The sequence below is a fragment of the Pseudomonas kilonensis genome, assembly GCF_001269885.1.
GTDB lineage: Bacteria > Pseudomonadota > Gammaproteobacteria > Pseudomonadales > Pseudomonadaceae > Aquipseudomonas > Aquipseudomonas kilonensis.
The window spans coordinates 187,502-208,709 of record NZ_LHVH01000035.1 but is presented as its reverse complement, the minus strand read 5'-3'; the positions used below and the strand labels follow the sequence as shown (position 1 = coordinate 208,709).

Below are 21,208 nucleotides of genomic sequence, written 5' to 3'. Positions count from 1 at the left end.
TGCAGGCTGATTGCGTTGCGACTTAATTGGATAAACATCCGCCGGCTGCGAACAGCCCTCGGCGGATTTTAATGGCAGGCGCTCTGGAACAAGGCTTCTGGACGACAGGTAAAAACAGCCCGCACGAATGGGGAAACATTCTTACTGAAAGCGTCGCCCCTTCACTCATGGGAAGCGCCGATTTCCCAGGCCCTCAAACAACGACGGCCGCCAAGCGTCGCTGTCGTTGGATAAAGAACAAGGCGGTCAATACCGTGAGGCCGCTGACGAATGCCCCGGTCCACGGCAAATCCGCCAGGTCGGCACCACTGGCGACGACCAACCCACCCATCCACGCCCCGGCTGCGTTGCCGAGGTTGAAGGCACTCTGGTTCAGGGTCGAGCCGAGGTTCGGTGCTTCGTGGGCTTGGTCGATGATCAGCAATTGCAGGATCGGGCACAGGGCGAAGGCGAAGACGCCCCACAGCACCAGGGTAATTGCCGCCGGGATCACCGACCGGCTGGTCTGGCTGAACGCGGCCAGCACCAGCACCACGGCCAAGGCCATGGCCACCAGCGCAGGCAGCAGGCGCCGGTCCGCCAGGCGTCCGCCAAGGAAGCTGCCCGCCGTCAGGCCGACGCCGAACAACAGCAACATGACAGTGATGCCGTGGGGGCTGACACCGGTGATATCCTGCAGGATCGGCGCGATGTAGGTGAACACGCTGAACAAACTGGTGGAGGCCAGCACGCTCATGCCCAGGGCGAGCAACACGTTGACCTTGCCCAGCACCTTGAACTCGCTGGCCAGGTTGGCTTTGTCCATGGGGATTTCTTTGGGCAGCCAGACCCATTGGGCGATGGCGGCGATCACGCCGATCACCGATACCGCCCAGAACGTCGAACGCCAGCCGGCGTATTGCCCCAGGGCCGTGCCCAACGGTACGCCCAGCACGTTGGCCAGGGTCAGGCCGGTGAACATCATGGCAATCGCCTGGGCCCGTTTGTTCGGCGCCACCAACCCGGCCGCCACCACCGAACCGATGCCAAAGAACGCTCCGTGGCACAGCGCAGTAATGACCCGGGCGGCCATCAGCGTGGCGTAGTTCGGCGCCAGGGCGCAGAGCACGTTGCCGAGGATGAACATCAGGGTCATGCCCAGCAGCGTGGCCTTGCGTGGCATGTTGGCGGTGCCAATCGCCAGGATCGGCGCGCCGAACACCACGCCCAGGGCGTAGCCAGTGATCAGCAGGCCGGCCTGGGGGATGCTTACGGCCAGGTCCCGGGCGACATCGGGCAACAGGCCCATGATGACGAATTCAGTCGTGCCGATGCCGAAAGCGGCGACGGCCAAAGCAAGCAAGGCGAGTGGCATGCGCAAGGTCTCTGTCTGTAGTCTTGACGCTCTGATCAGGCATACGCATGCCGGCGCCCCCCTTCGAATGAGCGGGGCAACAGCGAGATTATTGGAATAGGTGTATGCGCAACTGAGTGCGGCGTGGTCGGTTTGCAGTATAAACGATAGCGAATCAATTCATGAGCCCGATGATCGTAGGATCGGGGACAAGGAGCGTGCCGTGCTTGCGACGGCCTTGGTGTTGGTAGCAGCGCTGTTGCATGCGGCGTGGAATACGCTGATCAAGTTCAGTGGCGAGCGTTTGCTGGTGGTGGCGTGCATGGACAGCGTCGCCTTGCTGTTCGTCGCGCTGGCACTGGGTTTCGTGGCCTTGCCGCCGTTGGAGATCTGGCCGTGGATCCTGGCGTCGGCGGCGTTCGAGCTGCTCTATCGCTATTTGCTGATCCAGGCGTATCGGGTCGGTGACCTGGGGCTGGTCTATCCGCTGATGCGCGGCCTGTCGCCGCTGGTGGTGCTGGCGCTGACATTTATGTTCGCCGGTGAAGCGCTGACGACCCAGCAGGTCATCGGCATTTTGCTGATCCCGTTCGGCATGCTTTGCCTGTTGTGGCAGGGCGGCGGTGGCGAGCGGCTGCCCTGGTCGATGCTGCCGGTGGTGGCGCTGATTGGCCTGTGCATCGGTTGCTACACCTATATCGACGGTCACGCTCTGCGGCGCTGGTCCCATCCGCTGGATTACCTGGTCTGGGTCACGCTGCTCAGTGCCTGGCCGTTCCCGTTGCTGGCGCTGGTGAGCAAGCGGCCGGCCTTCATGCGGTTCTGGCGTGAGCAGTGGCGGTTGGGGTTGGCGGTCGGATTCTGCGTATTGTTCAGCTACGCTCTGGTGCTGTGGGCCATGCAACTGGGCTCGATCGCCGAAGCGGCGGCGCTGCGGGAGATCAGCGTGATCCTGGTGGTGCTGTTCGGCATGCGTTACCTGAAAGAACCTTTTGGCTTGCCGCGGCTCTTAGCCTGCGGGCTGGTGTTGGTTGGCATGCTGGTGATGAAGTTCTGACCAGTGTCCGGACTCGCGATTTTCTATAAAACTCAAAGAAGGAACTGCGTCAATGACGGTTGCCCTGTGGTGTATTTTGATTGCCTTTCTCCTGCCTTACCTGTGTGTCGGGATCGCCAAGGCCGGTGGCAGATACCGGTTACGGGATAACCACGACCCTCGGGATTTTCTCGACTCGCTCGAAGGTGCTCCCCGGCGCGCTTTCGCTGCGCAACTGAACAGCTTTGAAATCAGCCCGTTTTTCGCCGCCGCCGTGATCGTCGCGCACCTGGCCGGCAATGCCGAGCTGGTGACCATCAATGTGCTGGCGGTGCTGTTCATCACCAGTCGCCTGCTCTACATCATCTGCTATCTGGCGGACTGGGCGATCCTGCGTTCGCTGGTGTGGTTCGTGGGGGTGGGGTTGGTCTTGAGTTTCTTCTTTGTTTCGGTCTGAGCCTGGCTGGTGAGTTTCTGGCGTCTGTGCGGGCCTCTTCGCGAGCAAGCCCGCTCCCACACTGATCTCTGGTCGCTCACAAATATTGTGTTCACTGAGATCAACTGTGGGAGCGGGCTTGCTCGCGATGGGGCCGGGACAATCAACGCATCTCTTTAGGGGTTGGCGGTCACCGCATTCGCCACCTGCGGCACTTGCGGCAACGCCATGCCCTTGGGCCAGAGCATCCAGATCTGGCCCTGTTGCTTCATGTCCCCGGCCAGTTGCCCGGCAGCCTCGCCCGTGCCCCAGAACAGGTCCGCCCGCACTTCACCGGCAATTGCACCGCCAGTGTCCTGGGCGGCGACGGGCCGGTTCAAGGTGCTGCCGTCAGGGCGCGTGGTGGATAGCCACAACAGGCTGCCCAGCGGAATCACCTTGCGGTCCACCGCCACGCTGTAGCCGGCTGTCAGCGGTACATTCAGCGAGCCTCGCGGGCCTTCGTTGCTGTCGGGGTTACGGTTGAAGAACACGTAGCTGGGGTTGCTGCCCAGCAATTCGGGAATACGGTTCGGGTTGGCCTTGGCCCAGGCACTGATGGTACCCATGGTCACGTCTTCTTTCTTCAGCTCGCCCTGTTCAACCAGCCAGCGCCCGATGGGGCGGTAAGGGTGGCCGTTCTGGTCGGCATAACCGATGCGCAGTTGGCGGCCATCGGCGAGTCGAATACGTCCCGAACCCTGGATTTGCAGGAATTGCAGGTTCATGGGGTCGGTCAGCCAGGCGATGATCGGCGCCTTCACCCCGTTGGTTTCGATGGTGGCCGCGTCGTCGTATGGCTTGAGCACCCGGCCTTCAAGGCGGCCACGCAGGCGTTTGCCCTTGAGCTCAGGGTAAATGCTGTCCAGCGACACAATGATCATGTCCTCCGGCACACCATAGACCGGGATATTCGCCGTGGCGGTCTGGGTGAGACTGCCGGGGTAGACCGGCTCGTAATAGCCGGTAATCAGGCCGTTGGGGCTGTTGTCCCCTGAGCGCAGGCCATAGACGTCCAGGTTTTGTTTCAGGAAATTGCGTACATCCTGTGGGGTTTGCGGCACATTGGCCGCCGCCGCGCAGGTCGGGCCCCAGGTCGCATCGGCCTTGAGCCGGGTGCAGGCACTGCGCCAGGAGCCGAAACCGGCCAGCAGGTCTGCATCGGACACCGACGGCAGCGCCTCCCATGGTGCGCTGACATAGGTGGCGAGGGCGTGGGTCTGAGGTGCTTCGACCTTTTCGCCGCGATTACAACCGGCCAACAGTGCGATCAGCGGTAGGGTCAATGCCAGGCCTTTGTGCCAGGTCTTGATGCGGCTGTTCATGAAGATTTCCTTTGCAGTCATCCGGACGCTGTCAGGCGCTCGAACAACCCGTATTGTTGATAGGGGCATTGGTCTTTATCGATGACCCGAGGATACTAACTGCCGTTTCCTGCCCCGAGGCCAAGATGTTTGTAAAACGATTTTCCATGGCCGTGCTGGCCTGCCTGATGTTGTCCGCCTGTGGCGGCGTCGATCCCAATTCTCCCCTTGGCCAGCGCAAGGCGATCTTCAAGCAGATGCTCAAGACCAACGAAGAGTTGGGCGGCATGTTGCGCGGTCGAGTCCCGTTCGATGGCGCACGATTCGCCGAGGGTGCGATGCAACTGGATCAACTCTCCCATGAGCCGTGGAAGCACTTCCCGCAGGTGCGCGAGCAAGACCACACCAGCGCCCTGGATGATGTCTGGCAAAAGCAGGCGCGTTTCCAGGAGCTGGCCCGTAACCTTGAAGCCGCCACCGGTGAGTTGGTAATTGCCAGCAACGTCCAACCCTACAAGGCCAGTTACTTGGGGCCGGCGGTGCAAAAGGTCGAGGATGCGTGCAGCGCCTGTCACAAGGAATTTCGGGATCATTGACATGTCTTGAAAGATCGCAGGCTTCGCCAGTTCCAATTACAGGGGATCGCATTCAACCTGTAGGAGGCCGCGATCTTGTCAATGTTCACTTATCCAACTCATCCACCGCTTCCTGCAGTTCCTTGCGGGAGGCCGCCAGCTTGTCCTTGCGTTTGTTGATCCGCTCGGCGTCGCCTTTCTTCATGGCCTTTTCCAGGTCGGCCTGACGCCGACTGACCTCGTGCTTGGCATCGAGCACCTTGTTTTCACGCTCCTTGCGCAGGGATGCATCGGTGCAATGGCTGGTGACTTCACTCAACGCGGTTTCCAGGCCAGCCTGCTGGTCCTGGTTGCCACGGGACTTGGCCAGTTCGATCTGGTTGATGATGCCCTGGCGCTTGGCCGCGCAGCCGGTGAGCTCCGGGGTTTGCTCGTCCGCCATCAAAGGGGCGGCCATGGCGCTGCATAAAACCAGCAGGGCAACGGGGGACAGGAAATTCATAGCAACTCCGTAAAAAATCGCGAGCGGTCGGTACAGATGCGCTGTTGGAACGCATGCTTGCCCCTTGGGTTCAACCACACAGGGCCCGGATTAAAAACCGTCGACCCCGGCGGAGCGTAGTTCGTCACTCAAGGCCAGCACCTGCGGGTCGCGAAAAAATGCGCTCAGTTGCGCGGCGCGTTCCGGTCCGATGCCGGCCTCGGCTTGCCATTGTTCGGTAGTGCGCTCGGCCAGCACCCGCCACGGTCCCTCCAGCCGGGCCTCACCCGCGGGCGGCAGGCCCAGGGCCTTGAGCCATTGCTCGAAAGGGCGTTGCCGGGCGCTGTCCAGGCTGGCGAGCAGGCGGCTGCTACTGCGTTCGCCAAAGCCGGCAATGTTAGCAAGCTCGGCGGCATCGAGGGTCATCCAATCCAGCAATCCGTCGAGTCGTCCGGCGGCCAGCAGTTTTTCCCAGGTGCCGGGGCCGACATGGGGCAGGGCGAGCCCGTGTTTGCCGCTCAGCCAGCCCAGTCGTGCGAGGAATTGGCTTTCACAGCCGGTTGTCGGTTGCCAGCAACTCAAGAAGTGATAATCGGCTGCCGCAGGGGCGTTGAGGTCCTGCCGCTCGACGCTGCGCAGCACGACGCTGTCGAGCCGTGGGATGGTCAGCCCGGCCAGGCTGATAGCGACCCGGTCGCCGGGGCGAATGTCCATTTCCTCCCAACGCTTGAGGGAACTGACACTTACCCGGCGAATCCACCGGTCGTCGAGCCGGATGCGTTCAAGCTCCAGTACGGGCGTGATGCGCCCGGTACGCCCGACCTTGAAGTGCACCTTGCGCACTTCGGCCAGCGCCTGGGCATACGGGTATTTCCAGGCCACGCTCCAGAACGGCGCCCTGGCCTGCCAGCGGTCGGCGGGTGGGCGGCGGCTCTGGTGCAGGACGATCCCGTCGCTGGCGAATGGCAGCGGTGTGCGGTACCAGTGATCGCGCCACTGCTCGGCATCGACCAATGTCCGCACAGGTTGGTTGTAGTCGAGGGTGTCAGCGAAGCCCAACGCGTTCAGCGCGGCCATTCGCTCGGGCAGGGTCTCCGGCCCTTCCGGCCAGTCCCAGACAAACAGGCCGATAGATACCCCATCGTGTACCGTCAAATTGCTGCGTGCCATCAAGCCTGCCATGGTCCCGCGGGCGTTCACGCTGCCGCTGCTGGCTTGGACATGAGCCTCCAGGCGCCAGTACAACTCGCCCTGGACGACCAGGTCTACGGGCTGGCGCAGTTGTTGCGGGATGGCGCCGATCTTGCGCGCATTGGTGGTCCAGTCATGTCCGAGGACGCCATCGCCACGGCTGATTGCCTGATGCAGGCGACCCTTGCGATAGACCAGGGTTACCGCCACGCCGTCGACTTTCGGCTGGGCCCAGACGTCCTCTCGACCGTGCAGCCAGGCCCCCACGGCGTCGGCATCCTTCAGTTTTTCCAGGCCCGTATGGATAACGGGGTGCGGCACCTTTGCGCCCACTGAACGCAGCGGATCTTCGGGGGCTGCGAGGTTGAAGCAGCGGCGCCACTGGCCCAACTGTGTGCGGGATTGATCATACAATTCGTCGGCCACCAGGGATTGGCCGAGGCGGTGATAACTGTCGTCCCAGGTGTCGATTTGCTGTTGCAGCACGGCGATCTCGGCCCGGGCGCGTTCAGTGGGCCAATCGGGACAGGGCGCGGCAACCGCAGGAATGGCAATGAATACAAGACAGGCGAGTGCATACAAAAACGGTGGCATCGAAGCATCCTTGCTTGGTTGAGTACTGAAGGCTAGCCACCGTCGTGGAAGTTGCGAGGCCTGGAGCGTTACCGGATTTTGCGGGGCCTGGTGGCGAAGTCGCGGCGGTACAGTGCGAGGTGATTTAGCCGCGCAACTGTGCCTTGCCCTCGTCAGCGGCCGGCGCAGAATGGGCTTTCGATTCGCCGCTGCCTGGAATGCTCCCGATGGAACTGTCGACGCTCGCTGTTTTCATCCCGGCCTGCTTTGCGCTGAACATGGCGCCGGGGCCGAACAACCTGCTGTCCATCAGTAACGCCTCGCGTTATGGCTTCGTCCGGGCGTGCAGTGGCGGCATCGGTCGGTTGCTGGCGTTTGCGATCATGATCGCCCTGGCGGCGGTAGGGCTCACTGCGGTGCTGCACACCTCGGAGTTGCTGTTCCTGGGGATCAAGCTCGTCGGTGCCGGTTACCTGTTCTATTTGGCGGTGCAATTGTGGCGGGCCCAGCCCGAGGCCGGCAGCGAAGCCGCGGTCGCGTCGATGAGCCGGGCCGGCCTGGCGCGCCAGGAGTTCCTGGTGGCGATCGGCAATCCGAAGGCGATTCTGTTGTTTACCGCGTTCCTGCCACAATTCGTCGACCGTACAGGCACCGTCACCCAACAATTCGCCGTGCTGGGTGGTTTGTTCCTGGCGCTGGAGTGCATCGCCATCGGCTTGTATTGCTACATGGGTATTTACGCGCGGCGTTTGTTTTCCCGGCCCAGTGGCAAGCGCCTGTTCAATCGGATGTGTGCTGGGCTGCTGGCCGGTGCGGCTTCGTTTTTGCTGGTGGCACGACGGGCTTGAGCGGCATGGCGAGGGAGTTTTGTGGGAGCAAGGCTTGCCCGCGATGCAGGCGCCTCGTTACCGCAAGGACCGCGTTGTCCTCATAGCGGGCAAGCCTTGCTCCCACAGATAAATTCTCTCGCCTCAAGAGCCAGGCATGAAAAAGCCCCTGACGACACAGTCGCCAGGGGCTTTTCTTTACACGCCGGTGTTACAGGCCGGCAGCGGCGCGCAGGGCGTCGGCGCGGTCGGTTTTTTCCCAGGTGAAGGTGGTGAAGGTATCGTCACCCACGGTTTTGATCTGCGGCGTACGACCGAAGTGGCCATAGGCTGCAGTGTCCTGGTACATCGGGTGCAGCAGGTCGAGCATGGTGGTGATGGCGTATGGACGCAGGTCGAACACTTCACGGACCAGGTTGATGATCTTGTCATCGCCGATCTTGCCGGTGCCGAAGGTATTCAGCGAGATCGACGTAGGCTGGGCCACGCCAATGGCGTAGGACACCTGGATCTCGCAGCGCTCGGCCAGGCCGGCGGCGACGATGTTCTTGGCGACATAACGGCCGGCGTAGGCCGCCGAACGGTCAACCTTCGAAGGGTCCTTGCCGGAGAACGCGCCGCCGCCGTGACGGGCCATGCCGCCGTAGCTGTCGACGATGATCTTGCGACCGGTCAGGCCGCAGTCGCCCACCGGGCCGCCGATGATGAACTGGCCGGTCGGGTTGATGTGGAACTGGGTGTCCTTGGACAGCAACTCGGCAGGCAGCACGTGCTTGACGATCAGTTCCATCACGCCTTCGCGCAGGTCTTTGTAGGACACATCGGGGTTGTGCTGGGTCGACAGGACGACGGCATCGATACCGACCACCTTACCGCCTTCGTAACGGCAGGTCACCTGGGACTTGGCGTCCGGGCGCAGCCAAGGCAGCAGCCCGGATTTACGGGCCTCGGCCTGGCGTTGAACCAACTGGTGCGAGAAGGTGATCGGGGCCGGCATCAGCACGTCGGTCTCGTTGCTGGCGTAGCCGAACATCAGGCCCTGGTCGCCGGCACCCTGGTCTTCCGGTTTGGCCCGATCAACGCCTTGGTTGATGTCGGGGGACTGCTTGCCAATGATGTTCATCACGCCGCAGGTCGCGCCGTCGAAGCCGACGTCGGAGCTGTTGTAGCCAATGCCCAGGATCACGTCGCGGACGATCTGTTCCAGGTCGACCCAGGCCGAAGTAGTGACTTCGCCGGCGATGATCGCCACGCCCGTTTTCACCAGAGTCTCGCACGCCACGCGGGCGAACTTGTCTTCAGCAATGATGGCGTCCAGCACCGCATCAGAAATCTGGTCGGCGATTTTGTCCGGATGCCCTTCAGACACGGACTCGGAGGTGAAAAGGGAGTATTCGCTCATCTCGATGTTTTCCTACAAGTTACCGTTGGTGAGTGTCGCCAGTCGGCCGCTGAAAGTGGCGGACCTGGATCTGGAAACCATTACGTAAGCCTACATAAAGGCTTTCCCCGGGCACGAGGCCCGCAGCGGTGGCCCAGCGGGCCAGGTCGTCCTGTTCGAAGCCGAGCCAGAGATCGCCACAGGCCTCCCTGGCCCAGCTCTGGTTGTGACTGCATAACTCCGTCACCAGCAGGCTGCCGCCCGGTTGCAGCAGGGCGGCCATGTGCCTGAGTGCATCGGCCGGCGCGGCGAAATGATGAAGCACCATGTTCAATACTACGCAGTCGGCCTGCAGGCTCATGCCATCCAGGGCGTCGGCCAGTTGCAGGCTGACGTTAGCCAGGGCCTCGCGTTCACACACCTGGCGCGCCAGTTCAAGCATGGCCGGGCTGTTGTCCAGCGCCGTCACCTGGCTGAAGCGCCGCGCCAGTTCCGGCAGAAAAGCACCGTCGCCGGGGCCGACTTCGATCGCCGTGGCCGTGGCTTCGAAGCTTAGTTTGTCGAGCAGCGCCACGACGCTTTCGCGGTATTGCGGCAAGCCGGCGATCAGGTCTTGCTGGGCGCGAAATTTCTCGGCGACCCGGGCGAAGAAGTCCTGGCTGGCGGCGGCCCGTTGCCCGTGTACCTGGGCGATGCGAGCCTGCACGTCGATCGGCAGGTTCAGCGCGTCCACTTCGTCCAGCAGCGCCGCGTGCAGCTTGCCGCCCAGCAGGTCGGTGTGGGGCAGGGCGCGGCGATAGAAAATGGCGTTGCCTTCCCGGCGGGTCGCCACCAGGTCCGCCTGGGCCAGGACCTTGAGGTGGTGGCTCATCCCGGACTGACCGATGCCGAATATCTGCGCCAGCTCCAGCACGCCGAACGAGTCATTGGCCAGGGCGCGCAATACATTGAGCCGCAACGGATCGCCGCCGGCCTTGCAAAGGGCCGCCAGCTCATCGCAGTCGTCATGGCGAATGGAAGGTGCAGGTAAGTTCATGTGCGGCAGTCTAGTGAGGGGATTGGAACCCTGCAAGTTCAATATCAAAAAGTTTTGATATTGGTGGATAAATGGCACTTCCCGACGTGTGCTTGACTCTACAAACCATCAGCGGAAAGGTTTCACCTGGTGAATGCGGCTTTATCCACCGGAAAAACGCCCAAGGATGACTATCTGTCATTGCCCCGGGGTGGGTGGGTGAGGGAAAATGCTCGCCTTTTTTCAGTTCCATTTTATTCATTCTCGATTCAATACCCGCAGGAGAACAGCGATGCCCAGCCGTCGTGAGCGTGCCAATGCCATTCGTGCCCTCAGCATGGATGCCGTGCAGAAAGCCAACAGCGGCCATCCCGGTGCCCCTATGGGTATGGCGGATATCGCCGAGGTGCTTTGGCGCGACTACCTCAAGCACAGCCCGAGCAACCCAGCCTTCGCCGACCGTGACCGCTTCGTGCTGTCCAATGGTCACGGCTCGATGTTGATCTACTCGCTGCTGCACCTGACCGGCTACGACTTGTCGATCGATGACCTGAAGAGCTTCCGTCAACTGCACAGCCGCACCCCGGGCCACCCGGAATACGGCTACACCCCAGGCGTGGAAACCACCACCGGTCCATTGGGGCAGGGCTTGGCCAACGCCGTAGGTTTTGCATTGGCAGAAAAAGTCCTGGCCGCGCAGTTCAACCGCCCAGGTCATAACGTCGTCGATCACCACACCTACGTATTCCTGGGTGATGGCTGCATGATGGAAGGCATTTCCCACGAAGTCGCCTCCCTGGCCGGCACCCTGGGCCTGGACAAGCTGATCGCTTTCTATGACGACAACGGCATCTCCATCGATGGCGAAGTCGAAGGCTGGTTCACCGATGACACTCCCAAGCGCTTCGAAGCCTACAACTGGCTGGTGATCCGCAATGTCGACGGTCACGATCCGGAAGAGATCAAGACTGCCATCGAGACGGCCCGCAAAAGCGCCCAGCCGACCCTGATCTGCTGCAAGACCACCATCGGTTTCGGCTCGCCGAACAAGCAAGGCAAGGAAGACTGCCACGGCGCGCCACTGGGTGCCGAGGAAATCGCCCTGACCCGCGCCGCGTTGAAGTGGAACCATGGCCCGTTCGAAATCCCGGCCGACATTTACGCCGAGTGGGATGCCAAGGAAAAAGGCCGCGCGCTCGAAGCCGAATGGGATCAGCGTTTCGCTGCGTATTCCGCCGAATTCCCTGAGCTGGCCAACGAGCTGGTGCGTCGCCTCAGTGGCGAGCTGCCGGCCGACTTCGCCGAAAAAGCCTCGGCGTACATCGCTGAAGTCGCCGCCAAGGGCGAAACCATCGCCAGCCGCAAGGCCAGCCAGAACACCTTGAACGCCTTCGGCCCATTGCTGCCGGAACTGCTGGGCGGTTCGGCCGACCTGGCCGGTTCCAACCTGACCCTGTGGAAAGGCTGTAAAGGCGTCAGCGCTGAAGATGCCAGCGGCAACTACATGTACTACGGCGTTCGCGAGTTCGGCATGAGCGCGATCATGAACGGCGTGGCGCTGCACGGCGGCCTGGTGCCTTACGGCGCGACCTTCCTGATGTTCATGGAATATGCCCGCAACGCCGTGCGCATGTCGGCGCTGATGAAAAAGCGCATCCTGTATGTGTTCACCCACGATTCCATCGGCCTGGGCGAAGACGGCCCGACTCACCAGCCGATCGAGCAATTGGCGAGCCTGCGTTGCACGCCGAACCTGGACACCTGGCGCCCTTGCGATGCCGTGGAGTCGGCAGTGGCCTGGAAACACGCCATCGAGCGCAACGACGGTCCATCGGCGCTGATCTTCTCCCGCCAGAACCTGCAGCACCAGAACCGCGATGTCGACCAGATCGGCGATATCGCTCGCGGCGGCTACGTGCTCAAGGACTGCATCGGCGAGCCGGAGCTGATCCTGATCGCTACCGGTTCCGAAGTCGGCCTGGCCGTTCAGGCCTACGACAAGCTGACCGAGCAGGGCCGCAACGTGCGCGTAGTGTCCATGCCGTGCACCAGCGTGTTCGACGCCCAGGATGCCGGTTACAAGCAAGCGGTGTTGCCGCTGCAGGTCAGTGCGCGGATCGCCATCGAGGCTGCCCACGCCGATTACTGGTACAAGTACGTGGGCCTGGAAGGCCGCGTGATCGGCATGACCACCTACGGCGAATCGGCGCCTGCGCCGGCGTTGTTCGAGGAATTCGGCTTCACCCTGGAAAACATCCTGGGTCAGGCGGAAGAGCTGCTGGAAGACTAAGTCCAGGCATGTAGTGCCTGTTCTGACGCTATCGCGGGCAAGCCTTGCTCCCACAGGATGTGCATACCCCTACTGGGAAATGCCAGTTTGTGAGAGCAAGGCTTCCTCCCACAGGATGTGCATACCCCTACTGGGAAATGCCAGTTTGTGAGAGCAAGGCTTCCTCCCACAGGATGTGCATACCCCTACTGGGAAATGCCAGTTTGTGAGAGCAAGGCTTCCTCCCACAGGATGTGCATACCCCTACTGGGAAATGCCAGTTTGTGAGAGCAAGGCTTCCTCCCACAGGATGTGCATACCCCTACTGGGAAAATGCCAGCCTGTGGGAGCAAGGCTTGCCCGCGATGACTGCGGAACATTCGGCGCTGTACTCCATGGATTCACCCTGGTCAGAGAACCCCCCATGCCCCAACCGCGTCCCTACAAAGTTGCACTCAACGGCTACGGCCGGATAGGTCGTTGCGTCCTGCGTGCGTTGTTCGAACGGGGGGCCAAGGCCGGTTTCGAGATTGTGGCGATCAATGACCTGGCCGACATGGCCAGTATCGAATACCTGACACGCTTCGACTCCACCCACGGCCGGTTTCCCGGCGAAGTGCGGGTCGAGGGCGATTGTCTGCATATTAACGGCGACTGCGTGAAGGTCTTGCGCAGCGCCACTCCTGAAGGCATCGATTGGGCGTCCCTGGATGTCGATCTGGTGCTCGAGTGCTCCGGCGCCTACCACACCCGCGAAGACGGCCAGCGTTTTCTCGCTGCCGGCGCGCCACGGGTGCTGTTCTCCCAGCCGATGGCCAGCGAAGCGGACGTGGACGCCACCATCGTCTACGGCGTGAACCAGGATTGCCTGACCGGCGAAGAGCTGCTGGTGTCCAACGCGTCCTGCACCACCAACTGCGGAGTGCCGCTGTTGCGCCTGCTGGACCAGGCCATTGGCCTGGAATACGTGTCGATCACCACCATCCACTCGGCGATGAACGACCAGCCGGTGATCGACGCCTACCACCATGAGGACTTGCGCCGCACCCGTTCGGCGTTCCAATCGGTGATTCCGGTGTCCACTGGTCTGGCGCGTGGCATCGAACGGCTGCTGCCGGAACTTGCGGGGCGAATTCAGGCCAAAGCCGTGCGGGTGCCGACGGTCAACGTGTCCTGCCTCGACATTACGATGCAGACCGTGAGCGATACCGACGCCACTGAAGTCAACCGGATCCTGCGCGAAGCCGCCACCAGCGGTCCGCTCAAAGGCCTTCTGGCCTACACCGAGTTGCCTCATGCCAGTTGTGATTTTAACCATGACCCACATTCGGCCATCGTCGATGCCAGCCAGACCCGTGTTTCCGGGCCGCGGCTTGTGAACATCCTGGCCTGGTTCGACAACGAATGGGGGTTTGCCAACCGAATGCTGGACGTTGCCGAGCATTACCTGCAAACCGCTTCTAAAAAACCTGCTCTCTAAACAGTTACCCAGGAATTGCGACCCATGACCGTGTTGAAGATGTCCGACCTCGATCTGCAAGGTAAGCGCGTACTGATCCGCGAAGACCTCAACGTCCCCGTCAAGGACGGTGTTGTCACCAGCGACGCGCGCATCCTGGCCTCGCTGCCGACCATCAAGCTGGCCCTGGAAAAAGGTGCGGCCGTGATGGTCTGCTCCCACCTGGGCCGTCCGACCGAAGGCGAGTTCTCGGCGGAAAACAGCCTCAAGCCTGTGGCCGATTACCTGAGCAAGGCCTTGGGCCGTGACGTGCCATTGGTCGCTGACTACCTGGGCGGCTTGGACGTGAAGGCCGGCGATGTCGTGCTGTTCGAAAACGTGCGCTTCAACAAGGGCGAGAAAAAGAACGCCGACGAACTGGCCCAGCAATACGCTGCCCTGTGCGACGTGTTCGTGATGGACGCGTTCGGCACCGCCCACCGCGCCGAGGGTTCGACCCACGGCGTGGCGAAGTTCGCCAAAGTCGCCGCCGCAGGCCCGTTGCTGGCTGCCGAGCTGGACGCGCTGGGCAAGGCCCTGGGCTCCCCGGCCCAGCCGATGGCTGCCATCGTTGCTGGCTCCAAGGTCTCCACCAAGCTGGACGTGCTCAATAGCCTGAGCCAGGTCTGCAACCAGTTGATCGTCGGTGGCGGCATCGCCAACACCTTCCTCGCTGCTGCCGGTCACCCGGTCGGCAAATCCCTGTACGAACCAGACTTGCTGGACACCGCCCGGGAAATCGCCGCCAAGGTCAGCGTACCGTTGCCGGTGGACGTGGTTGTGGCCAAGGAATTCGCAGAAAGCGCCACCGCCACCGTCAAGCTGATCGCTGACGTAGCCGAGGACGACATGATTCTCGATATCGGCCCGCAAACCGCAGCCAACTTCGCCGAACTGCTGAAATCTTCCAAGACCATCCTGTGGAACGGTCCGGTCGGTGTGTTCGAGTTCGACCAGTTCGGCAACGGCACCAAGGTGCTGGCCCAGGCCATCGCCGACAGCGCTGCGTTCTCCATCGCCGGTGGCGGTGACACCCTGGCGGCCATCGACAAATATGGCGTGGCCTCGCAGATCTCCTACATTTCTACTGGCGGCGGCGCATTCCTCGAGTTCGTCGAAGGCAAAGTGTTGCCAGCCGTGGAAGTCCTGGAAAGCCGGGCCAAGGCCTGAAGCTGCATTGACCAGGCAAAGGAGTGTTCTGATGGTCAAGACGATCCCGTTGCTGTTGGCGGCGACGATGCTGGTGGCCTGCTCAAGCAGCCCGCAGGCTCCGGCCCCGCAACCCGGCACGCCGGCGCCCGAAGACGGCTGTTACCAGGCCGACTGGCAGGCCGAGACCAACCCGGTGCTGAACAAGCGTTCCGGACCGGACGGCCTGGACAAATACGAGACGCAAACCCCGGCCAAGGAACATGGTTGTCCTTGACGGGTCTGACTCTTAACTCATGGCGGGCGGCGTGTGCCGTCCGTCGAGGAACACGGATGAAAGGCTTGATCGCCGTCGTGGCGTTGGCATTGCTGGGCGGTTGTGCGCAGTTGGACTTTTTGCACACGTCCGAACCTGTTGAAGGTTGGACGACCTGGACCTGCGACAGCGAGGCCAAAGTGCTCTGGCGCTACACCGATGCCGCCCACAAGGAAGTCGATGTACGCCTGGGCGGCGCCGATAAGGTTTATCGTCTCAAGCTTGAGCCGGGTGCTGAAGGTTCACTGTACAGCGATGACATGCTGGCGTTTCACGTCAAGGGTGAGGAAGGCCTGGTGTATTGGGTCGCCACCAATGACTTGATTGGGCGTGGCTGCAAGGCCGAGTGATCCACTGAGATCCAATGTGGGAGCGGGCTTGCTCGCGAATGCGGCGGCTCAGCTTGCATCTTTGTTGAATGTGAAACCGCATTCGCGAGCAAGCCCGCTCCCACAGGGGGCTCTATACGATTTGAGATTTTGCTGCACGGAACACGCAGACCGGGACCGACCCCCGATCCGCAATGACTTGAATAGCCGCCGCCGCTCCGGCAGGCTGGCACGATTAACGACCCTCGACCGGGAGAGAGACACAATGGCACTTATCAGCATGCGTCAGATGCTGGACCACGCAGCCGAGTTCGGCTACGGCGTTCCAGCCTTTAACGTCAACAACCTTGAGCAGATGCGCGCCATCATGGAAGCCGCTGACAAGACTGACTCTCCGGTGATCGTCCAGGCTTCGGCCGGTGCCCGCAAATACGCTGGCGCGCCGTTCCTGCGTCACCTGATCCTGGCAGCGATCGAAGAGTTCCCGCACATCCCGGTGTGCATGCACCAGGACCACGGCACCAGCCCGGACGTCTGCCAGCGTTCCATCCAGCTGGGCTTCAGCTCGGTGATGATGGACGGTTCCCTCGGCGAAGACGGCAAGACCCCGACCGACTACGAGTACAACGTACGCGTCACCCAGCAGACCGTCGCCATGGCCCACGCCTGCGGCGTATCGGTGGAAGGCGAACTGGGTTGCCTGGGTTCGTTGGAAACCGGCATGGCCGGTGAAGAAGACGGCATCGGCGCCGAAGGCGTGCTGGACCACAGCCAGATGCTGACCGATCCGGAAGAAGCGGCGGACTTCGTCAAGAAGACCCAGGTCGACGCCCTGGCCATCGCCATCGGCACCAGCCACGGCGCCTACAAGTTCACCAAGCCGCCAACTGGCGACGTGCTGGCGATCGACCGCATCAAGGAAATCCACAAGCGCATCCCGAACACCCACCTGGTGATGCACGGTTCTTCCTCGGTTCCACAGGAGTGGCTGGCGATCATCAACCAGTACGGTGGCGACATCAAGGAAACCTACGGCGTGCCGGTTGAGGAAATCGTCGAAGGCATCAAGTACGGTGTGCGCAAGGTCAACATCGATACCGATCTGCGTCTGGCTTCTACTGGTGCGATGCGTCGTTTGATGGCGACCAATCCGAGTGAGTTTGATCCGCGTAAGTTCTTCGGTGCGACCGTGACGGCGATGCGGGATGTGTGTATTGCGCGTTATGAGGCGTTTGGTACGGCGGGTAATGCTTCCAAGATCAAGCCGATCTCTCTGGAGGCTATGTATCAGCGGTACTTGAAGGGTGAGTTGAACGCTAAGGTTAATTGATGTTTTAGCGTTGTGAGAAAACCCGCAGTGATGCGGGTTTTTTTATGGGTGGGGTTTGTGTGTATATCCGTTTTTTGGGTGGCGGCGGCTTATGGTTCCGCTCTTACAGCGGGTCACTTTCGAAAAGCGCGAAAGTAACCAAAGCGCTTCTGCCCCACCACTCGGTGCCTCGCTTAGGCTCGGCATGCCCTCACTCCGGCATTGCTCCGTGGGCCCGCCGCGAAGGGCCATCCATGGCCCAGCGCGGCTATCCCGGCATCCATGCCGGGATGCCCACTGCGCAATGCCTGCGTTCGGCCATCGTGGTTAACGGGGCGCCCGAGATCAACGTCCACCGCGAGGCGGCCTTATAGCCGACCTGGCTCTTGGTGAGACCGCGTTTCCCCTGTGGGAGCAGGTGTGTGTGGGAGCAAAGCTTGCTCGCGAGGCGGCCTGACAGCCGGCTTGGCTCTTGCGGTCGTACACCTGTCAGATCTGTGGGAGCAAAGCTTGCTCGCGAAGACGGTGGCACATCCAGCGCTGATGCAAGCTGATCGATCGCTATCGCGAGCAAGCTTTGCTCCCACAGGTTCTGCTCAAACAGAGCTGATGGGTGTACGACCGGGAGAGCCAAGTCGGCTGTCAGGCCGCCTCGCGAGCAAGCTTTGCTCCCACAGGTTCTGCTCAAACAGAGCTGATGGGTGTGCGACTGGGAGAGCCAGGTCGGCTGTCAGGCCGCCTCGCGAGCAAGCTTTGCTCCCACAGGTTCTGCTCAAACAGAGCTGATGGGTGTACGACCGGGAGAGCCAGGTCGGCTGTCAGGCCGCCTCGCGAGCAAGCTTTGCTCCCACAGGTTCTGCTCAAACAGAGCTGATGGGTGTACGACCGGGAGAGCCAGGTCGGCTGTCAGGCCGCCTCGCGAGCAAGCTTTGCTCCCACAGGTTCTGCTCAAACAGAGCTGATGGGTGTACGACCGGGAGAGCCAAGTCGGCTGTCAGGCCGCCTCGCGAGCAAGCTTTGCTTCCACAGGTTCTGCTCAAACAGAGCTGATGGGTGTACGACCGGGAGAGCCAAGTCGGCTGTCAGGCCGCCTCGCGAGCAAGCTTTGCTCCCACAGGTCCTGCTCAAACAGAGCTGATGGGTGTACGACCGGGAGAGCCAGGTCGGCTACTAGGCCGCCTCGCGGTGGACGTTGATCTCGGCGCCCCGTTAACCACGATGGCCGAACGCAGGCATTGTGGAGTGGGCAACCCGGCATGGATGCCGAGGTAGCCGCGCTGGGCCATGGATGGCCCTTCGCGGCGGCCCGCGGAGCAATGCCGGAGTGAGGGCATGCCGAGCCTAGGCGAGGCACCGAGTGGTGGGGCAGGAGCGCTTTGGTTACTTTCGCGCTTTTCGAAAGTGACCCGCCGTCAGGGCGGAACCCTAAGCAGCCGTTACCGCAGCAATGGATATGCCCGCAATATTTTATTCCCCTTCGAGCCCGCGTTGTTCAATGACACCAAACACATCGGTGACATCCTGAACCAGGATCCGGGCAACATTGGTGAGGGTATTGAAGTCGCTGGCGGCCGAATCGCGCAGGGTGGCGCAGGCCATGAGCGTCAAGTAGTCGAGCGTGGCATGTAAGCGTTCGCTGGCGCAGGCGTGGAGTTCAGTCAATGGGGCGGTGCTGTCGATGAACAGGATGGGTTGGGTGGTGGCGATCGGGGTAAGTGGCGTGAAACGGCTTAGCAATTGTTCAGTTTTCATGACAAACCTCTAACTCAAGAAAAAGTACTTACCACCGTTTGCTGCGAAACAAATTGGGTGGCAGCCATGTGCGGGTTCGCAGACCGAGGAGTTAGAGAAACCCGGCAGACCCGAAGATCTCCCACACACAGCCGCCATGAAAAGCCGAACGTAGGCAGGATTCGCCTATGTCGATTTTTGACGGTCGTGATTCTAACTCACCAGGGCTGCGAAACCCCTGCCCATTGACCAAGGCCAGCAGACAAGTCGAACTATAGAGGAGATTTTCGAGACCAAAATCGACCTGTAGGACGCACCGCCCCCCTGTGGCGAGGGAGCTTGCTCCCGCTCGGGGGCGCAGCCGCCGTAAAGTCGGCACATGCGGTGGGTCTGACGAAAAGAGGGGCTGCTTCGCAGCCCAACGGGGATAAATCCCCTCGCCACAAGAGGGGATTTCCTACGAGATTATCGGAAGTGAAATTTCAGGTGTTGTGATCGATATCCAGCACGCTGAACGTCACTTTTCCACCTTCGCTGGTGTAACCGCTGTTGTCCTGCACATACACCCCAGCCTTGAAATACAACGGCTTGTCGCGCCAGGCGGCACCGACGGTGGTGTACCAACTATGACCGGCAGCGGTAATGCCAAGATCGCCCGTACGATCAAGATGAATTCGGTAAGAGAAGGACCGATTGAGCTTCACCCCCGTAGCAACGGTAATCACCCTGCCTTCGCTGTCATCAGGCCGCATGCGGACCTTGGCGACGATGTTCCCGGTGGCGCTGTCTTCCTTGTATTGGTATTCCAGCTTGACCATGGGCTTGCTGCTGTCCTTGGCATGGATCTGTCCGATCACGATCTTGCCGCTGCTGGGCACCTGATTGACCACCAAACTTGCCCGTAGCTGGTTATCGGCGTCGGGGTAGACCCAGTTGCGCAAGGTGCCGTCCTTGTAGGTCTCACGCAATTCGCTGCGCGGATAGATCGCGTTTTCAGTCTTGGTGCCGGTCACCGGTGACCAGAAATACACCGTGCTGCCTTCGGAGTTGAAATATTTGTCCTGGAACCCATCCACCAGCCGAGGGGTTTCGATGGTTTTCGGCGGACTGCCTTCGGGGATGCTCAGGTTCCAGGTTGCAAGATCGACCATGTTCGGATCCTTTCTGAGAAGAAGAAATGATTTACGCCACAGCCGGAGGCTCTAAGACGCGCTTTTGCTGAGGCCAGAAGGGTGCGCGGACGAGTATTTGGCGCGGTCGTCCGGCGGAGGGTTGGCGTCAACAGTCCGTCAGAGTTGCGTTTGCCGCTTTGGTGCCCGAGACAAACGACCATTGGTCGGCTAGCTCGATTTTTCTCGGAACCATTGGCTAATGGCTATTTGGTTCTTTCGTCGTACACGGGGCAAAAAAAAGGCACCCGGAAACGGATGCCTTCAAAGGTGCGACAGTGGTTAAAGAGTGGTGTGTTTGATTTCCAGCAGGCTGAACGTCACTTTCCCACCTTCGGTGACGTAGCCGGTGTTGTCCTGCACATACACCCCCGCTTTGAAATAGAGCGGTTTGACTTTCCAGCTCGGATCAACGGTGGTCCGCCAGTTGTAGCCCGCCGCAGTAATGCCCAGCGCGCCCTTCGGGCTCAAGTGGATCATGTAGGAGAAGCTGCGGTTGAGGGTCACGCCCGTGGCGATGGTAATGACCTGGCCCGTCGCGTCATCAGGACGAATGCGCACCTTGGCGACGATATTTCCGGTGGAGCTGTAGGCTTTGTATTGGTATTCCAGTTTCACCATCGGACTGGTGCTGTCCTTGGTATGAATCTGGCCGATCACGATCTTGCCGGTGCTGGGCACCTGGTTGACGGTGACGGTCGCGCGCAGGGTGTTGTCCGCCGACGGGTAAAGCCAATTGCGCAAGGTGCCGTCGCTGTTGGTTTCGCGCAGTTCGCTGCGTGGGTAAATAGCATTGGCCGTCGTGGCGCCTGTCACGGGGGCCCAGAAAAACACCGTGCCGGTTTCAGAGTTGAAGTACTGGTTCTTGAAGCCCTGAACCAATTGTGAGGTTTCAATGGTTGCCGGTGGGGCGCCCTCGGGGATGCTCAAATTCCAGGTTGCGAGATCGATCATGTCCAGGTCCTGCGTATCGAGATGTAAAGGTGGATGCCGTAGCGGGAGGCTTTAAACCGCCCTTTTGAAGCGTTTCGGAACGCTGGACAGGGGCTTTTTTTGTTGACCGTTCGGCGGATGTTTGACGTCAATTGTCCGTCGAGGGTGTCAGTGCAGTTTCTGTGCCTGAGGAGGGTGACCGTTAGTCGGCTATTTCGGGCTTTGTCTGGATGATGGCGCGTTGACACCTACTGCTTTTGATAATCCCGGTCTAGAGTGAGGGGACAGTATTTGTCCGCTTTGCTACGTAAAAA

Annotated in this window: 20 protein-coding genes; 10 read left to right on the top strand and 10 right to left on the bottom strand. The window is 61.1% G+C overall.

All coding sequences use genetic code 11. The features are described from left to right. Window positions 1-193: 193 nt before the first annotated feature. Window positions 194-1,354 carry an MFS transporter gene (locus AD662_RS26305; RefSeq protein WP_018605041.1) on the bottom strand — a complete coding sequence of 387 codons (1,161 nt, stop codon included), beginning with the start codon at window positions 1,352-1,354 and terminating at the stop codon, window positions 194-196. Between the two features lie 202 nt (window positions 1,355-1,556). Between AD662_RS26305 and AD662_RS26300 the strand changes: the two genes are divergently transcribed. Next, a complete protein-coding gene (locus tag AD662_RS26300) occupies window positions 1,557-2,390 on the top strand; it encodes an EamA family transporter (RefSeq protein WP_018605042.1) in 834 nt (277 codons plus the stop codon). A gap of 52 nt (window positions 2,391-2,442) precedes the next feature. After that, window positions 2,443-2,826: an MAPEG family protein gene (locus AD662_RS26295; RefSeq protein ID WP_018605043.1), complete on the top strand. Its 384-nt coding sequence runs from the start codon at window positions 2,443-2,445 to the stop codon at window positions 2,824-2,826. 155 nt (window positions 2,827-2,981) lie between these two features. Here AD662_RS26295 and mltA read toward each other — a convergent pair whose 3' ends face one another. Continuing rightward, window positions 2,982-4,169, bottom strand: coding sequence for a murein transglycosylase A (gene mltA / locus AD662_RS26290; protein ID WP_053190004.1), 1,188 nt, complete (start codon window positions 4,167-4,169; stop codon window positions 2,982-2,984). Window positions 4,170-4,294: 125 nt separating this feature from the next. Here mltA and AD662_RS26285 point away from each other — a divergent pair, with 125 nt between their 5' ends. Then, entirely contained in the window at window positions 4,295-4,744 is a 450-nt protein-coding gene (locus AD662_RS26285) for a c-type cytochrome (protein ID WP_053190003.1), read from the top strand. Between the two features lie 85 nt (window positions 4,745-4,829). Here the strand turns inward: AD662_RS26285 and AD662_RS26280 are convergent, their stop codons facing one another. Both AD662_RS26280 and ligB read right to left on the bottom strand, forming a co-directional pair. Continuing rightward, window positions 4,830-5,225, bottom strand: a complete 396-nt coding sequence (locus AD662_RS26280) for a DUF1090 domain-containing protein (RefSeq protein ID WP_014340631.1) — start codon at window positions 5,223-5,225, stop codon at window positions 4,830-4,832. Window positions 5,226-5,315: 90 nt separating this feature from the next. After that, entirely contained in the window at window positions 5,316-6,989 is a 1,674-nt protein-coding gene (ligB, locus tag AD662_RS26275) for an NAD-dependent DNA ligase LigB (RefSeq protein WP_053190002.1), read from the bottom strand. Between the two features lie 206 nt (window positions 6,990-7,195). Here ligB and AD662_RS26270 point away from each other — a divergent pair, with 206 nt between their 5' ends. Next, window positions 7,196-7,816, top strand: a complete 621-nt coding sequence (locus AD662_RS26270; protein ID WP_053190001.1) for a LysE family translocator — start codon at window positions 7,196-7,198, stop codon at window positions 7,814-7,816. Window positions 7,817-8,006: 190 nt separating this feature from the next. Here AD662_RS26270 and metK read toward each other — a convergent pair whose 3' ends face one another. Genes metK through AD662_RS29435 form a run of 3 tightly spaced genes read right to left on the bottom strand, consistent with a single transcriptional unit; the run spans window position 8,007 to window position 10,453 of the window. Beyond that, on the bottom strand, window positions 8,007-9,197 hold the full coding sequence (metK, locus tag AD662_RS26265) for a methionine adenosyltransferase (RefSeq protein ID WP_014340628.1): 1,191 nt from the start codon (window positions 9,195-9,197) through the stop codon (window positions 8,007-8,009). A gap of 19 nt (window positions 9,198-9,216) precedes the next feature. After that, complete coding sequence (locus AD662_RS26260; protein WP_018605048.1) at window positions 9,217-10,212, bottom strand: ArsR/SmtB family transcription factor; 996 nt, start codon at window positions 10,210-10,212, stop codon at window positions 9,217-9,219. 10 nt (window positions 10,213-10,222) lie between these two features. Next, window positions 10,223-10,453, bottom strand: coding sequence for a hypothetical protein (locus tag AD662_RS29435; protein ID WP_139213039.1), 231 nt, complete (start codon window positions 10,451-10,453; stop codon window positions 10,223-10,225). 30 nt (window positions 10,454-10,483) lie between these two features. Between AD662_RS29435 and tkt the strand changes: the two genes are divergently transcribed. The 6 genes from tkt (at window position 10,484) to fba (ending at window position 17,082) form a co-directional block, all read left to right on the top strand. Next, window positions 10,484-12,481, top strand: coding sequence for a transketolase (gene tkt / locus AD662_RS26255; protein WP_018605049.1), 1,998 nt, complete (start codon window positions 10,484-10,486; stop codon window positions 12,479-12,481). A gap of 403 nt (window positions 12,482-12,884) precedes the next feature. Further along, entirely contained in the window at window positions 12,885-13,940 is a 1,056-nt protein-coding gene (epd, locus tag AD662_RS26250) for an erythrose-4-phosphate dehydrogenase (protein ID WP_014340625.1), read from the top strand. A gap of 24 nt (window positions 13,941-13,964) precedes the next feature. After that, window positions 13,965-15,128, top strand: a complete 1,164-nt coding sequence (locus tag AD662_RS26245) for a phosphoglycerate kinase (RefSeq protein WP_018605052.1) — start codon at window positions 13,965-13,967, stop codon at window positions 15,126-15,128. Window positions 15,129-15,159: 31 nt separating this feature from the next. Next, on the top strand, window positions 15,160-15,384 hold the full coding sequence (locus AD662_RS26240) for a YajG family lipoprotein (RefSeq protein ID WP_014340623.1): 225 nt from the start codon (window positions 15,160-15,162) through the stop codon (window positions 15,382-15,384). A 56-nt stretch (window positions 15,385-15,440) separates the two neighbouring features. Then, a complete protein-coding gene (locus AD662_RS26235) occupies window positions 15,441-15,773 on the top strand; it encodes an MliC family protein (RefSeq protein ID WP_018605054.1) in 333 nt (110 codons plus the stop codon). Between the two features lie 244 nt (window positions 15,774-16,017). After that, window positions 16,018-17,082 carry a class II fructose-bisphosphate aldolase gene (gene fba, locus AD662_RS26230; protein ID WP_003177554.1) on the top strand — a complete coding sequence of 355 codons (1,065 nt, stop codon included), beginning with the start codon at window positions 16,018-16,020 and terminating at the stop codon, window positions 17,080-17,082. A 1,446-nt stretch (window positions 17,083-18,528) separates the two neighbouring features. Here the strand turns inward: fba and AD662_RS26225 are convergent. From AD662_RS26225 to AD662_RS26215, 3 genes are all read right to left on the bottom strand, one after another. Beyond that, window positions 18,529-18,813, bottom strand: coding sequence for a hypothetical protein (locus AD662_RS26225; protein WP_053182665.1), 285 nt, complete (start codon window positions 18,811-18,813; stop codon window positions 18,529-18,531). Window positions 18,814-19,274: 461 nt separating this feature from the next. After that, on the bottom strand, window positions 19,275-19,943 hold the full coding sequence (locus tag AD662_RS26220; RefSeq protein WP_053182662.1) for a polysaccharide lyase family 7 protein: 669 nt from the start codon (window positions 19,941-19,943) through the stop codon (window positions 19,275-19,277). Window positions 19,944-20,243: 300 nt separating this feature from the next. Beyond that, complete coding sequence (locus AD662_RS26215) at window positions 20,244-20,915, bottom strand: polysaccharide lyase family 7 protein (RefSeq protein ID WP_018612317.1); 672 nt, start codon at window positions 20,913-20,915, stop codon at window positions 20,244-20,246. Window positions 20,916-21,208 lie beyond the last annotated feature (293 nt).